At 72.6% G+C, this 13,968-nt stretch carries 10 protein-coding genes; all 10 read right to left on the bottom strand.

Annotated features, from left to right (window positions below):
* Positions 1-55: 55 nt before the first annotated feature.
* The gene (locus AB0I73_RS13390; protein ID WP_363036788.1) at positions 56-1,273 is read right to left on the bottom strand and encodes a sugar phosphate isomerase/epimerase family protein; all 1,218 of its coding nucleotides are present in this window, start codon (positions 1,271-1,273) and stop codon (positions 56-58) included.
* A 133-nt stretch (positions 1,274-1,406) separates the two neighbouring features.
* A complete protein-coding gene (locus tag AB0I73_RS13395) occupies positions 1,407-2,813 on the bottom strand; it encodes a nucleotide pyrophosphatase/phosphodiesterase family protein (protein WP_363036790.1) in 1,407 nt (468 codons plus the stop codon).
* Positions 2,810-4,015 carry a metabolite traffic protein EboE gene (gene eboE / locus AB0I73_RS13400; RefSeq protein WP_363036792.1) on the bottom strand — a complete coding sequence of 402 codons (1,206 nt, stop codon included), beginning with the start codon at positions 4,013-4,015 and terminating at the stop codon, positions 2,810-2,812. Before eboE ends, AB0I73_RS13395 begins: the two co-directional genes overlap by 4 nt.
* 3 nt (positions 4,016-4,018) lie before the next feature.
* Positions 4,019-4,912, bottom strand: coding sequence for a TatD family hydrolase (locus tag AB0I73_RS13405; RefSeq protein WP_363036794.1), 894 nt, complete (start codon positions 4,910-4,912; stop codon positions 4,019-4,021).
* The gene (locus AB0I73_RS13410) at positions 4,912-5,655 is read right to left on the bottom strand and encodes an EboA domain-containing protein (RefSeq protein WP_363036796.1); all 744 of its coding nucleotides are present in this window, start codon (positions 5,653-5,655) and stop codon (positions 4,912-4,914) included. Before AB0I73_RS13410 ends, AB0I73_RS13405 begins: the two co-directional genes overlap by 1 nt.
* Before the next feature lie 14 nt (positions 5,656-5,669).
* Positions 5,670-6,584 (bottom strand): sugar phosphate isomerase/epimerase family protein, encoded by a 915-nt coding sequence (locus AB0I73_RS13415; protein ID WP_363036798.1) that lies wholly within the window; start codon positions 6,582-6,584, stop codon positions 5,670-5,672.
* Positions 6,581-7,654, bottom strand: a complete 1,074-nt coding sequence (locus AB0I73_RS13420; RefSeq protein ID WP_363036800.1) for an SCO3242 family prenyltransferase — start codon at positions 7,652-7,654, stop codon at positions 6,581-6,583. Before AB0I73_RS13420 ends, AB0I73_RS13415 begins: the two co-directional genes overlap by 4 nt.
* Positions 7,651-8,838, bottom strand: a complete 1,188-nt coding sequence (locus AB0I73_RS13425; RefSeq protein WP_202277032.1) for an inositol-3-phosphate synthase — start codon at positions 8,836-8,838, stop codon at positions 7,651-7,653. The genes AB0I73_RS13420 and AB0I73_RS13425 overlap by 4 nt, the downstream gene beginning before the upstream one ends.
* A 143-nt stretch (positions 8,839-8,981) precedes the next feature.
* Entirely contained in the window at positions 8,982-12,695 is a 3,714-nt protein-coding gene (locus tag AB0I73_RS13430; protein WP_363036803.1) for a ThuA domain-containing protein, read from the bottom strand.
* 268 nt (positions 12,696-12,963) lie between these two features.
* Positions 12,964-13,962 (bottom strand): sugar phosphate isomerase/epimerase family protein, encoded by a 999-nt coding sequence (locus AB0I73_RS13435; RefSeq protein WP_363036805.1) that lies wholly within the window; start codon positions 13,960-13,962, stop codon positions 12,964-12,966.
* Between the last annotated feature and the right edge of the window lie 6 nt (positions 13,963-13,968).

Here is a 13,968-nt window from a genome sequence, read left to right on the forward strand (position 1 = left end):
CGGTCCCTCCCGCAGCACGCGGGAGGGACCGCCCGGTCCGTGTGCGCTTTCGCGGTCAGCGGCGACGCTTGCGCAGGGCCGCCAGGTTGTCGTAGCTGATCTTGGCCTCGCGCAGCGACTGCCCGGGGTCGGTGGCGCTCGGGGCGGTGTCGTCCTCGACCATCGGGTTGTGGTAGTTCCGCTGCCCGACCCGGGAGAAGAACGTCGTGTAGTCGATGACGCCGGTTCCGAAGGGCACCATCTCGTAGCCCATGCCGTTGGTCGTGCTGACGACGCCGTCCTTGGCGTGGAACAGCGGGTAGCGCTTGTTGTTGCGGGCGACCAGGCCGGCCGGGTCGAAGACGTTCCTGCGCGTGGAGCCGTCGTGGGCGGTGTACGTGTGGAACTTGTACTGGGCGACGTGCGCCCAGAAGATGTCCATCTCCAGCCAGACGGCCTTGGGGTCGGTGACCTTGAGGAAGTACTCCAGCTTCCGGATGCCCAAACTGCGGGTCGGCCGGCCCTGGTCGTCCAGCGGGCCGCCGTCGAGCAGGAAGCCGTAGGCGCCGTCGTGGTTGTGGGTGTAGAGCTTGATGCCCTCGCGGCGGGCGATCGCGCCGAGGGCGTTCCACTTGTCGGCGGCCACGTCCCAGTCGGCGCGGTGGGAGCTGCCGGTGGGGTCGCCGCCGGTGCCCATGTGGTCCAGGCCGAGGATGTTGGCGATCTCGAGGTGTTTCTTGAAGGTGTCCAGGTCCGCCGTGGTCAACGGCCAGGAGGACGGGATGAAGCCGTGGTTGCCCTGGGCGCGCAGGCCGTAGTCGTCGAGCCAGGAGCGCAGCAGCCTCGCTCCCGCGACGGATTCGAGACTGGCGCCGCCGGGTGCGTTCGCGTGCTGGTTGTAGCCGGCGAACTCCACCTGGCGGTAGCCGTGGCGGGCCAGTTGCTTGAAGACCTCGCGGAAGCCGGAGGGCAGATCGGTGGACAGGGGGTCGCGGCCGGTGGCGTCACGGACGGTGTAGAGGATGATGCCGCGCTTGTGCGGCGGGACGAGCACCTGCCCGCCGCTCCCGTGACCGTGGTCGTGCCCGTGGCCGTGGTCTCTGCCTCGGTCGTGGGCCAGGGCGGGGGCGGCCCCGAAGACGGGGAGCGCGACGGCCCCGGCCGCCGCGGCGGTGCAGGTGCTGAGGAAACGGCGCCGGTCCACGCCCAGGGAGCGGCGCAGCCCCTCGTCCGGGGCGTCGGTGGCCGAGGTGGTGACGGTCTCGGCGCGGGAGGGGTCGGAGTACAGGGTCACGAGTGGCCTGCCTTCTCGGTCGTGGCCGGTTCCGGTCCTGCCGGGACCGGCCGTTGTCAGTGCCGTGTGTTTCACTCTCCGTAGCTGGATCTCGGAGGGGCCTGCGTGGTGGTGCGTCAGCCGTGATGGTGCGTCAGTCGAGTCCGGCGAGCCGGAGCAGGAGTTGTTTGACATCGGTGGCCGCCACGCGGTCGCCGACGGCACGGGGGGTGGAGCAAATGAGGAGCGGACCGTCGTCGTCGCTCGCCGGGAGGCGGCCGTGGCTGCCCCGAATAGGTGACGGATCCAGGGGCACGACCGCCATCCGGTAGCGCATGCCGATCTTCTTGCGCGCCAGCGCGGTGGCCGCCTTGACCTTGACGTACGGGTCGAGGGGGTCCATGAAGAGCTCGACCGGGTCGTAGCCGGGTTTGCGGTGGATCTCGACGAGCTGCGCGAAGTCGGGCGCGCGGTCGTCGTCGAGCCAGTAGTAGTACGTGAACCAGGCGTCGGGTTCGGCGACGGCGACCAGTTCACCGGCGCGCGGGTGGTCGAGGTGGTGCGCCTTCTTGCCCTCGTCGTCGAGGAGTTGCTCGATCCCGGGGAGCCCTTCGAGGGCGGCCCGGGTGGCGTCGAGGTCCTCGGGGCGGCGTACGTAGACGTGGGCGATCTGGTGGTCGGCGACCGCGAAGGCGCGCGACGCCATCGGGTCGAGGTATTCCATGCCGTCCTGCGTGTGCACCTCCAGCAGGCCCGCGCGGCGCAGGGCGCGGTTGATGTCCACGGTCCGGTTCACCCGGGTGATGCCGTACTCGGACAGCGCGACGACGGTGCGGCCCTCGGCGCGGGCGTCGTCCAGGAGCGGGGCCAGGGCGGCGTCCAGGTCGGCGGCGGCTTTCAGGGAGCGCGGGTCGTCGGGGCCGAAGCGCTGCAGGTCGTAGTCGAGGTGAGGGAGGTAGCAGAGGGTCAGGTCGGGGTGGCGGGTGCGGTTGATGTGGCGGGTCGCGTCGATGATCCACCGGCTGGAGACGAGGTCCGCGCCGGGGCCCCAGAAGTGGAAGAGCGGGAAGGTGCCGAGTTCTTCGGTGAGTTCGTCGTGCAGGGCCGGGGGCCTGGTGTAGCAGTCGGGTTCCTTGCGGCCGTCGGCGTAGTAGACCGGGCGGGGGGTGACGGTGATGTCGGTGTCGGCGCCCATGGCGTACCACCAGCAGATGTTGGCGACGGTGTAGCCGGGGTGGGCGCGGCGGGCGGCGTCCCAGAGTTTGTCCCCGGCGACGAGACCGTTGTGCTGGCGCCACAGCAGTACGTCGCCGAGTTCGCGGAAGTACCAGCCGTTGCCGACGATGCCGTGCTCGGAGGGGAGGGTGCCGGTGAGGAAGGTGGACTGGGCGGCGCAGGTGACGGCGGGCAGCACGGTGCCGAGCGGTGCGCGGGAGCCGGACTGGCCGAGCTGCTTGAGGTGGGGCATGTGGTCGAGGAGGCGGGGGGTGAGGCCCACGACGTCGAGGACGAGGAGGGGGGTGGGGCCGGCGGTGCGGTCCGCTGTGGGGTTCGGGGTCAAGGGAGTTCCTTCAGGCCTAGGTCCGTCAGCAGGTCGCGGGCGAGGGTGAGTTCGGCGGCGATGCCGTCGGCGAGCTGGGCGCGGCCCCGGGGCCGCAGTTCGGGTGGGAGGGCCTGCCAGGTGTAGGTCTCGACCTCGAGGTGGCGGGTGAGCGGGTGCGGGCCGCCGACGAGCCGGGTCAGGGCGGTCTTCAGGACGGGCAGCGTGGAGGTGAGGGGTGCGGTGGGGGCCGCGTGCAGCGGGACGTGGAAGTGGGCGCGCCAGGGTGCCGCGTCGGGCAGGGCGTTGCCGGCCAGGGCCTCGGCGAGGTCGTCGGTGCCGCGCAGTCCGGCGGCGGTGGGGGTCCCTCCCGCTCGAGCGGAGTCGGGAGTGGGGAAGGTGCGGGTCTGGTGCAGGAAGCGGGGTTCCGCGAAGGCGGCCAAGGCCTCGCGGACCTCGGGGAGGTGGGGCTGTTCGGCGTGGAGTGCGGCGGAGAGCTGGGACTTGACCACGGGGACGCCGGCCCGGGTGAGGTCGTCCAGGGCGGTGTGCGGGTCTTCGAAGGAGGTGGCGAGGTGGCAGGTGTCGACACAGATGCCGATGCGGTCGTGGCCGATCGCGGTGAGCGGTTCGATGGCGTCGTGGGTGGTTTCGACGACGCAGCCGGGTTCCGGCTCCAGGGCGATGCGGATGGAGCGCCCGGTCAGCTCCTGGAGCGCGTCGAGGCGTTCGGCGAGGGTGCGCAGGGCGGTGCGGGAGGTTTCGGCGCGCTCCGGGTCGTGGGCGGTGCGCCAGGCCAGCGGCAGGGTGGAGATGCTGCCGTCGGGGACGTCGTCGGGGAGGAGTCCGGCGAGCAGGCGGGCCAGCGAGGTGGTGTGCTCCAGGCGTTCGGGATCGGCCCAGTCCGGCTTGTAGACGCGGTACTTGACCTCCTCGGCGCCGAAGCCCTCGTAGGGGAAGCCGTTGAGGGTGACGACCTCGAGGCCGCGCCGGTCGAGTTCGCAGCGCAGGCCGCGCAGGGCGGACGGGTCGGTGACCAGGGCGTGGGCGGCGTCCTTGGCGAGCCACAGGCCGATGCCGAGCCTGTCCCGGCCCAGGCGGCGGCGGACGGGCTCGCAGTGGTCCCGCAGCTGGGCGAGGACGCCGTCGAGGGTCTCGGCGGGGTGGACGTTGGTGCAGTAGGCCAGGTGGACGGTGGAGCCGTCGGGGTGGCGGAAGCGCATGGCTCACGCCTCCGCGGCGGGGGTGCCGGCGGCCCGCGCGGGCTCGTTCCCGGGCGCGCCGCGCAGGATGGAGTTGCCCTCGTGGGTGGCCTCGGTGGCGGTGACGTCGAGGGTGAGCCTGCCGCTGAGTCCGTAGAAGGCGACGGGGTTGCGCCACAGCACCCGGTCGACGTCGTCCTCGGTGAAGCCCTCGGCGAGCATCAGGTCGGCGACCTTGCGGGTCTTGAGCGGATCGCTCTTTCCCCAGTCGGCCGCGGAGTTGACCAGGACCCGCTCGGGGCCGTGGGCGCGCAGGATCGCGACCATCCGTTCCTCGTCCATCTTGGTGTCGGGATAGACGGAGAAGCCCAGCCAGCAGCCGCTGTCCTTGGCCTCCTTGACGGTGGTCTCGTTGAGGTGGTCCACCAGGACACGGTCCACGGGCAGCGCGGACTCCCGGACGACGTCGAGCGTGCGGCGCAGACCGGCGAGCTTGTCGCGGTGCGGGGTGTGCACCATCGCGGGCAGGCCGTGGTCGGCCGCGAGCTGGAGCTGGGCGGCGAGCGCGGTGTCCTCGGCGGGCGTCATGGAGTCGTAGCCGATCTCGCCGACGGCCACGACGTTGTCCTTGACGAGATACCGGGGCAGCAGGTCGAGGACGGGCGTGCAGCGCGGGTCGTTGGCCTCCTTGGGGTTGAGGGCGAGGGTGCAGTGGTGGGCGATGCCGTACTGGGCGGCCCGGAAGGGTTCCCAGCCGAGGAGGGCGTCGAAGTAGTCGAGGAAGGAGGCCGGGGAGGTGCGGGGCTGGCCGAGCCAGAAGGCGGGCTCGACGACGGCGCGGACACCCGCCGCGTACATGGCCTCGTAGTCGTCGGTGGTCCGCGAGGTCATGTGGATGTGGGGGTCGAAGAGGCGCATCAGGACTCCTTGCCGTGGGGGCCGTGGGGGTCGTCCGTGGCGGGCGTCGAGGGGGCGGACCCGGATCGGATCAGTGCCTGTACGCGGTGCAGGTCCTCCGGGACGGGGCGGCCCGCGGCGGTGCGTTCGTCGGCGTAGTCGCCGAGCATGCGGGCGAGTTCGCCGTCGCCCCGGGCGCGCCGGGGCAGGTCGGCCACGTGGTCGAGGGAGACGCCGGTGAAGAGGCACTTCAGTACGGCGTGCCGCCAGGCGTGGGCGTCGAGGTGCCGGGCACTGTACGGGCCGACGGCGGCGGAGACGAGCCGGGTGTCGTTGGTGCGCAGCGCGTCCTCGACAAGCGGGCGGGCCTCGGGGCCGGGCACGAGGTGGGGCAGGGCGTGCAGGACGGCCCGGCGTTCGTCGGCGGTGCCCTGGTGGTAGACCCGGGTCAGCGCTTCCAGGTCGGCGCGGGCCGCGTGCAGGATCAGGACGCGGGCGGCGTCGGCGTGGGCGGGGCCGCAGCGGCGGCCCGCCTCGGCCAAGCGCAGCTCCCAGAGGGAGATCGGCCCGTGGGTGCCGGGGCGGCCGGCCGCCTCCTCGAGGGCCTGGTCGAGCCAGGCGCGGGCGGCTCCGCCGAGCTCGGCGGTGAGGGCGGCGCGCAGGTCGGTGGGCGGTACGTGGGCGGGGGTGGTGCCCTGAGGGTCCTGCCCGGCGGGGGTGCCGTCCGCGTCCCGGGTGGCGTGGGTGGCGTGTGGCTGCGTCATGGGGGTGGCTCCCTTCAGTGGGTGGCGGAGGGCTCGCCCGAGCGGTTCGTGAGGGGGGACGCCGCCGCGGCCCGGTGGAGGAACGGGAGGGAGCGTTCGGCGAAGTGGGGCCCCGCGTGGGAGTGGCGGGGCAGTTCGACGACGGTCAGGCCCCGGTAGCCGGTGGCGGCGAGGGCCGCGAGGACGGGCGGGAAGTCGATCTCGCCGTCTCCGAAGGGCAGGTGTTCGTGGACGCCGCGGCGCATGTCCTCGATCTGGACGTGGCGCAGCCAGGGGGCGGCGTCGCGTACGCAGTCGGCGGGCGGGAGGGGTTCGAGGCACTGGCAGTGGCCGAGGTCCAGGGTGAGGCCGAGGGGCTCGGGGTCGCCGAGCGTGCGGCGCAGGTGGTGGAAGTCGGCGAGGGTGGCGAGGAGGTGGCCGGGTTCGGGTTCGACGGCGAGCGGGACGCCGGCGGTGGCGGCGGCGTCCAGGACGGGGGTGAGGGTCTCGGCGAGGCGTTCCCAGGCGGTGTCCTCGGCCGTGCCGTCGGGGACGGTGCCGCTGAAGCAGTGCACGGCGTGCGCGCCGAGGTCGGCGGCGACGCGGACCGCCCTCAGGAGGAGGTCGACGCGGCGGGCGCGGTCGTCCGGGTCGGGGTCCAGCAGCGACGGGCCGTGCTTGCGGCGGGGGTCGAGCACATAGCGGGCGCCGGTCTCCACGGTGACGCCGAGCCCGAGCGCGTCCAGCCGGTGCGCGACCCGGCGGGTGCGGGCGGCGAGGTCCGGGGCGAGCGGGTCGAGGTGCATGTGGTCGAGGGTCAGTCCGACCCCGTCGTAGCCCAGGTCGGCGAGCAGGGCGAGGGCGTCGTCGAGGCGGAGGTCGGCGAGGCCGTTGGTGCCGTAGCCGAAGCGGAGAGGGGGCGAAGAGACGCCGTTCGGGTTCCGGCTCACGTGATGCTCACCTTCCTCATGCCGGGCCTCCTCGCGAACATCCGGCCGGCCGGGGCCAGGGCCGCGACGAGCAGGGAGGTGACGGCCGAGCCGGAGCGGGCGGCGAGCGCGGCCTGGAGCGGGATCGTGGCCCGGATGCCGCTCCCGACGGCGCGTCGGGTGAGCGGGGGCGAGGGGTTGAGCGTGGCGTGGAAGTAGGGCCGGGCGGCCGTGGCGGCGTAGGCGGCGCCCAGGGCGGTGGCGAGGACGCCGGTGGCGCTGGGCGGGCCTTCGGCCGGGCTGGAGCCCGGCAGGCCGGGGGCGGCTGCTGCCCGTCGGCCTGCCGGGGGTCGGGTGGGGCGGGTGACCAGTCGTGTCAGCGCCCCCGTCGTCGCGAGGGCCGCCAGTGGGGCCAGGACCGAGCCGCCGGTGGTCTCCCGGCGGGAGACGGCCGTGACCGCGAGGGTGTGCGTGCCGAGCAGCGCGGCGGAGGGCAGCGCGGCCCGGGTGCCGCCGCCGGTGGCGGCCGCGCCCAGGAGCAGGTCCAGTCCGCGGGCGGCGGCCATGGCCGCGGGACCGGCGGGGGTGTGCTTCAGGGCGAGGTCGTAGGCCCAGACGGTCGCCGCCAGGGGCGCGGCCACCGCGAGGGCGGGGCGTCCCGCACCGGCGGCGAGCGCCAGTCCGGCGCCGGTGAGGGCACCGGCGGCGGTGAGGGCGGCGGCCGGGCGGATGCGGCCGGACGGAAGCGGGCGGTGCGGGCGTTCCACGGCGTCCTCGGCGCGGTCCGCCCAGTCGTTCAGGGCCATGCCGGCCTCGTACAGGCACAGGGAGGAGCCGATGGCGAGCAGGGTGCGGGGCCCGGGGCGCGCGCCGGCCGCCGCCGCGCCGGCCAGGGCGTCGCCGGGGACGGTGAACAGCGCGGGCAGGCGCAGCAGTTCGGCCCAGGCGCCCGCGCGGCCGGAGCGGGGGCGGGAGGTGCGGGGCGCGGCGCCGGAAAGGGGCGTGGCGGCGCTCCCGGGGGCCGGGCCGTCCGTCGCCGTCGGCCCGGCCGTCGCGGGCGTGTCCCGTGCCGGGGCGGCCGCGCGGCTCATCGCCGCACCCCGTGCTCGTCGGCGCCGTCCCGCAGCCGTCCGGCGAAGCGCCTCAGCTCCGCGTACTGCTCGGCCAGCGAGGACGGGCCGTCCCCCACCGGGTCCTTGAAGTAGAAGCCGAGCTCGCCCAGCGGGCCGGACAGGCCCCGCTGCCGGGCGCGGACGACCAGCCGGGCCAGGTCGAGGACGAGCGGCGCGGCGAGCGCCGAGTCGCAGCCCTGCCAGGTGGTCTGCAGGACCATGCGGGCGCCGAGGAAGCCGTCGAAGGCGATGTGGTCCCAGGCCGTCTTCCAGTCGCCGAGCGCGGGTACGTCGTCGATGTGGACCTCGCCCTCGGGGGTGGTGCCGAGGGTGTCGGCGAGGACGCGGTCCTTGCCGGCGTTCTTGGCGGCGGCGGCCGCGGGGTCGGCGAGGGCGGCACCATCGCCGCCGCCCAGGAGGTTGGTGCCGGACCAGGCGCGCACGGCGAGGGCGCGCTGCAGGAACATCGGGCCGAGCACGGAGCGCAGCAGGGTCTGCCCGGTCTTGCCGTCGCGGCCCGCGTACGGCAGACCCGAGGACTCGGCGAGCGGAGCCAGTGCCGGGTGGTGCAGGCCCGTGGAGGGGGTGAAGTTCACGTAGGGGCAGCCGGCGCGCAGGGCGGCCGCCGCGTAGCGGGAGCTCGGCGGCAGGGAGCCGTCGGCGGGAGCGGGCTCGGTGGAGGCGACGTTCACCACGACGGCGCCCGCGAGGCCCTGGCGGCGCACGAAGTCGCGGATGTCGTCGGCGAACACGTCGATCAGTTCGTCGTCGTGGCCGTCCGAGCCGCCGTCCGTGGCACCGGGCAGGGGGCCGCCGGGTCTGATCTCCCGGTCGGCGGCGACGAGTTCGGCGTGCACGGCGGAGGGCAGGCCGTGCGGCAGGACGCCGCCGGCGGCGAGGTGTTCGGCACGTTTGGGCAGCGGGCAGTCGACGGTGTCGTGGCCGCCGAAGACGAGGGAGGACAGCGGCGGCAGGCCGCACGAGGTGAAGTCGGGGGTCTCGGTGACCATGCCGGTCGGCGGGTGGAGTCCGGCGGTGACGGCGGCGCAGCCCGCGATCGCGGTCGTGGCCACGGATCCGCGCGCCCCGATGAGCCAGACGCCGAAGCGCGGGGCCGGGGAGGGGACGGAGGTGGGGGTGGGGAGGGACGGTTCGGCGGACATGGGCAGCCTCCTTGTCGTACGCGAACCGGGTGTGAGGCGCCGGAAGCGGGCCCGCGGGGGCCCGGCGGGGTGCCGGGCGCGGGGCCCGGCCGGACGGCGGGCGGAGGTCCGGCGTCCTCCGCCCGCCGCCGTTCCGGTCGCCCTTAGGAGGGCAGCTCCTTCAGCTGGATGTTGCGGAAGGAGACATGGTCGTCGGCTCCGTGGTTCTGGAGGCCGATGTAGCCGTCGGTCAGGCTCCGCTCGGGGTCCTTGTTGGTGAAGTCGTTGATCTTGACTCCGTTGAGGAACACCTGGAGCCGTTCGCCCTGGACCTTGATCTCGTAGGAGTTCCACTGGCCGGGCGGACGCAGGACCTGGTCACGGGCCTTGATGTTCGCCGACTGGAACGAGTAGACGGAGCCCGTGGTGCGATCGGGCGCGTCCGTGGCGTCGATCTGGATCTCGTAGCCCTTGTTCACCGCGGACCAGGGGTCGTCGGAGGCCGGGAAGCCCACGAAGACACCGGAGTTGTCGTCGCCCCGCATCTTCCAGTCGAGCTTGAGGGAGTACGACTTCAGCTCCTTGGCCTGGTACCAGAGCAGCCCCATGCCGCCCTCGGTCTCCAGGGTGCCGTCCTTGACGTTGAACTTGCCGGGGCCGGCCTGCTTCCAGCCGTCCAGGGTCTGGCCGTTGAAGATCTTCCGGTAGTCCTTGCCGGGCTTGCAGTCCGCCTTGACCTGGCCGGTGGCGTACTGCAGACCGCCGAGCAGATGGGCGCGGAAGGCCTCCTCGGCGTAGGACTCCTTGGTGTGGCCGCCGCCGGTGTAGAAGGAGCGGCCGCCGCCGTAGCTCTGGCACCAGGCGATCGGGTGGTCGCCCTTCATGGTGCCGCCCTGGTAGGTCGTCTCGTCGAGGGTGGCGAGGACCTTGGCCTGCTCACGCGGGTTGGTGCGGTAGTTGTACCACTCGTCGGTGCGCTCCCAGGCGTCGTCCAGGTGCGCGGTGGACGGGTGGTCGTGGTCCTCGACGCGCACGGTGGCCTTCTGGATGGCCGGGTGCGAGTCGAAGTAGGCGCCGACGAGGCCGCCGTAGAACTCCCAGTCGTACTCGGTGTCGGCGGCGGCGTGGATGCCCAGGTAGCCGCCGCCGTTCTCGACGTAGTTCTCGAATGCCTTCTGCTGGGTGGCGTTGAGCACGTCGCCGGTGGTGGACAGGAAGGCCACCGCGTCGTACTTGGCGAGGTTGGCCGTGGTGAACTGTCCGGCCTCCTCGGTCGCGTCGACCGTGATGCCGGCCGGGGTGCCGAGTTCCTTGAGGGCTGCGATGCCGGCCGGGATGGAGTCGTGCCGGAAGCCGGCGGTCTTGGAGAAGACCAGGACCTTCTTGCCGCCCTTGAACGGCCGGGTGGAGAACTCGAAGTCGTCCACGTCGTACAGCGCGCCGTCGCCGCCCCGGAAGACCAGGTAGATCTCCGTGGTCTTCTTCGGCAGCGACCGCAGCGGCACGTCGACGTTCTGGAACGTCTCCCAGCTTCCGGTCGGCGGGATGTACGCCGAGCCGTGCAGCTTGCCGTCGGGCGAGCCGGTGCGCAGTTCGACGAAGCCGCCGGCGCCGCCGGAGGAGGCCCGCACGGTCATCTTCTTCTGCCCGTCGAACCGGTAGGGGCTGAAGGAGATCCAGTCGCCGTCGTGGATGTCTCCGACGGTCTTGCCGCCGTTGGCGGCGGTCTTGTCGAAGGTCTTCACGCCCGACTGGGTGGTGAAGTGCTCGGCCTGGCGGTGCAGCGGCTGGAGCACGGTGCGGGCGGTGCCGGTCAGGGCCTCCTGCCCGTTGGCCCCGCCGTCGGTGTAACTGGCGCCGACGACACCGTAGATGTTGGCGTTGGGATCGTGCCCGCCGTCACCGGGGGGCGGCTTGAGGGTGCCCTCACAGCCCGTCTCGCTGGTCAGCTCGTGGGCGTGGGAGTCGTGGCCGAGGCTGTAGACGACCTTGACCTTGGAGCAGTCGACCTTCTCCTCGGGGTCGGTGACGGTCACCTTGAACGGGACGGGCTCGCCGAAGGCGGCCAGACTGCCGTTGCCCGGGAGGTCGATCGTCACCTCGGGCTCGGTGTTGCCGACCACGATGCGGACGCTGGCGTTGCCGGTGTTGCCCTCGGGGTCCTTCGCGGTGAAGGTCGCGGTGTAGGTGCCGACCTTCTTGTACTTGTGGGTGGGGGTGAGGCCCTCGCCCTTGGTGCCGTCGCCGAAGTCCCAGCTGTAGGTGAGGTCCGGGGAGTCGGCGTCCTTGGCGGAGGCGGTGAAGGCGACCTTGAGGCCGGCCGCGCCGGAGGTCTTGTCCGCGCTCACCTCGGCGATCGGGGAGAAGCCGTCCTGGGCGTTCTCGATCCGGTACAGCGCGGAGTTGTCGTCGCCCTGGAACCAGGAGAGGCCGTAGTCCAGGACGTAGAGCGCGCCGTCGGGGCCGAACTCCATGTCCATGATCTGGGTGCCGGTCCACGGGAAGTCGTTGATCTTCGCGACGGAGCCGTCTTCGGTCTGCTCGATCCGCTTGATCCAGCGACGGCCGTACTCACCCGCGAAGAAGTCGCCGTCGTACGCCTCGGGGAACTTCACCTTGGAGTCGAGCTCGGCGTCGTAGCGGTAGACCGGGCCGGCCATCGGGGACTCGGAGCCGCTGCCGAACTCGGGCACGGAACCGCCGTCGTACGGGATCCAGGCGGGCTGGGCGGGCGGCAGGTCGGTGAGACCGGTGTTGTGCGGCGAGGTGTTCTTCGGGGCGTCGCAGTCGAACTTCTCGCCGGAGGTCTTGGTGGCGAAGTCGTAGTCGACGTAGGCGTCGTTGTCGCCGGTGCAGAACGGCCAGCCGAAGTTGGCGGGCTCGGTGACCTTGGCGAACTCGACCTGTCCCGCCGGGCCCCGCTTCGGGTCGGCGGCGCCGGCGTCGGGACCGTAGTCGCCGACGTAGACGGTGCCGGTCTTCTCGTCGACGCTGATCCGGAACGGGTTGCGGAAGCCCATCGCGTAGATCTCGGGGCGGGTCTTCTCGGTTCCGGGCGCGAAGAGGTTGCCCTCCGGGACGGTGTACGAGCCGTCCTCGGCGACCTTGATGCGGAGGATCTTGCCGCGCAGGTCGTTGGTGTTGCCGGAGCTGCGGCGGGCGTCGAAGGCGGGGTTGCGGCCGGGCCGCTCGTCGATCGGCGTGAAGCCGTCGGAGGCGAAGGGGTTGGTGTCGTCGCCGGTGGACAGGTAGAGGTTGCCCTCGGCGTCGAAGTCGATGTCGCCGCCGACGTGGCAGCAGATGCCGCGGGACGCCTCGACGTCCAGCACCTTCTTCTCGCTGGCCATGTCCAGCGTGCCGTTGGGGTTGAGGACGAACCGGGAGAGGCGGTTGACGCCGTCGAACTTCGCGAAGTCCTCGGCGGTGCCGGTCTCCGGGGCGTCGCCCGCGGGGGTGTCGAGCGGCGGGGCGTAGTAGAGGTAGATCGCCCGGTTGTTCTCGAAGTCCGGGTCGATGCCGACGCCCTGCAGGCCCTCCTCGTCGTGGCTGTAGACGGGGATCTTGCCGGCGACCTTGGTGACGCCGCCCTGGTCGGTGAGGCGCAGTGTGCCGTCGCGCGAGGTGTGCAGGACGCTGCGGTCCGGGAGCACGGCGAGCGACATCGGCTCGCCCGTCTCGGGCTCGCCCTTGGCGAGCGGTACCTGCTGGAACTGCCCCTCGGCGGCCGCCGGTTCGTCGTGCTCCGGGTGGCCCGGATGGGCGCCGGCGACGGTCGCCGGGGCGCCCACGGCCAGCATCAGGCCGGTGAACAGGGCGAGGGTGGTGCGAAGTCTGGGACGCCTCGTGGTGTGGGTGGGTTTGAGTCTGCTTCTGTGCACGAAGTCCCTCCGGGAACGGGGTGGGGCCGTACGGAACGGTGCGAAGACGTGCGGTGCGTGCGGATGCCGGGGTGCGCCGTCACCCCGGAGGCGTGGGTGTCCTGAACACTTCAGGGACGGTAACCGCGTTCTTCCGGAACGAACACCCCTTGGGCCAGGGCTGTCCGAGCTTTTCCCCGACGCAGGACAAAGCGGGATCCGGGCAGGCCGGACCGGGGACCGGCGGATGCTCCGGCCCCCGCCCCCGACCTGCCGTCGGACGTGCGGTTCAGCTGTTGAACGCGGCGTCGAAGGACGCGCTGGGCGGCTCGAAGTCGTAGGCCTTGAGCCGGGTCAGCGCCTCCGGGGCGCCCTGGAGCCGGTCCATGCCGGCGTCCTCCCATTCGACGGAGACGGGGCCCTGGTAGCCGATGGAGCGCAGCATGCGGAAGACGTCCTCCCAGGGGACGTCGCCGTGGCCGGCGGAGACGAAGTCCCAGCCGCGCCGGGGGTCGCCCCAGGGCAGGTGGGAGCCGAGGCGGCCGTTGCGGCCGTCGAGGCGCTTGCGGGCCTCCTTGCAGTCCACGTGGTAGATCCGGTCGCGGAAGTCCCACAGGAAGCCGACCGGGTCGAGGTCCTGCCACACGAAGTGGGAGGGGTCGAAGTTGAGCCCGAAGGCCGGCCGGTGGTCGACCGCCTCCAGGGTGCGCACGGTGGTCCAGTAGTCGTACGCGATCTCGCTGGGGTGCACCTCGTGCGCGAACCGCACGCCCTCGGCGTCGAAGACGTCCAGGATCGGGTTCCAGCGCGTCGCGAAGTCCTCGTAGCCGCGGTCGATCATCGACTCGGGAGCGGGTGGGAACATGGCGACCAGATGCCAGATCGCCGACCCGGTGAACCCGATGACGGTGTCGACGCCGAGGCGGGCCGCGGCGCGCGCGGTGTCCTTGATCTCGGCGGCGGCCCGCTGCCGTACGCCCTCGGGTTCGCCGTCGCTCCAGATCCTGGCGGGCAGGATGGCCTGGTGGCGTTCGTCGATGATGGCGTCGCACACCGCCTGGCCGACCAGGTGGTTGGAGATCGCCCAGCACGTGAGGCCGTACTTGTCGAGGAGCTGGTGGCGGGAGGCGACGTAGGACGGGTCGGCGAGCGCCTTGTCGACCTCGAAGTGGTCTCCCCAGCAGGCGAGTTCGAGACCGTCATAGCCGAAGTCGCGGGCGAGTCGGCAGACTTCCTCCAGGGGCAGGTCCGCCCACTGTCCGGTGAACAGCGTGAAGTTGCGCGGCATCGGTAT

This window comes from Streptomyces sp. NPDC050388 (genome assembly GCF_040655635.1).
In the GTDB taxonomy this organism is placed as follows: domain Bacteria; phylum Actinomycetota; class Actinomycetes; order Streptomycetales; family Streptomycetaceae; genus Streptomyces.

What these genes read in the sequence shown, in the direction of transcription:
- eboE (WP_363036792.1), bottom strand. Translation starts at nt 4,015, where the DNA reads ATGCGCTTCCGCCACCCCGACGGCTCCACCGTCCACCTGGCCTACTGC.
- AB0I73_RS13405 (WP_363036794.1), bottom strand. Translation starts at nt 4,912, where the DNA reads ATGCGCCTCTTCGACCCCCACATCCACATGACCTCGCGGACCACCGAC.
- AB0I73_RS13410 (WP_363036796.1), bottom strand. Translation starts at nt 5,655, where the DNA reads ATGACGCAGCCACACGCCACCCACGCCACCCGGGACGCGGACGGCACC.
- AB0I73_RS13420 (WP_363036800.1), bottom strand. Translation starts at nt 7,654, where the DNA reads ATGAGCCGCGCGGCCGCCCCGGCACGGGACACGCCCGCGACGGCCGGG.
- AB0I73_RS13425 (WP_202277032.1), bottom strand. Translation starts at nt 8,838, where the DNA reads ATGTCCGCCGAACCGTCCCTCCCCACCCCCACCTCCGTCCCCTCCCCG.
- AB0I73_RS13435 (WP_363036805.1), bottom strand. Translation starts at nt 13,962, where the DNA reads ATGCCGCGCAACTTCACGCTGTTCACCGGACAGTGGGCGGACCTGCCC.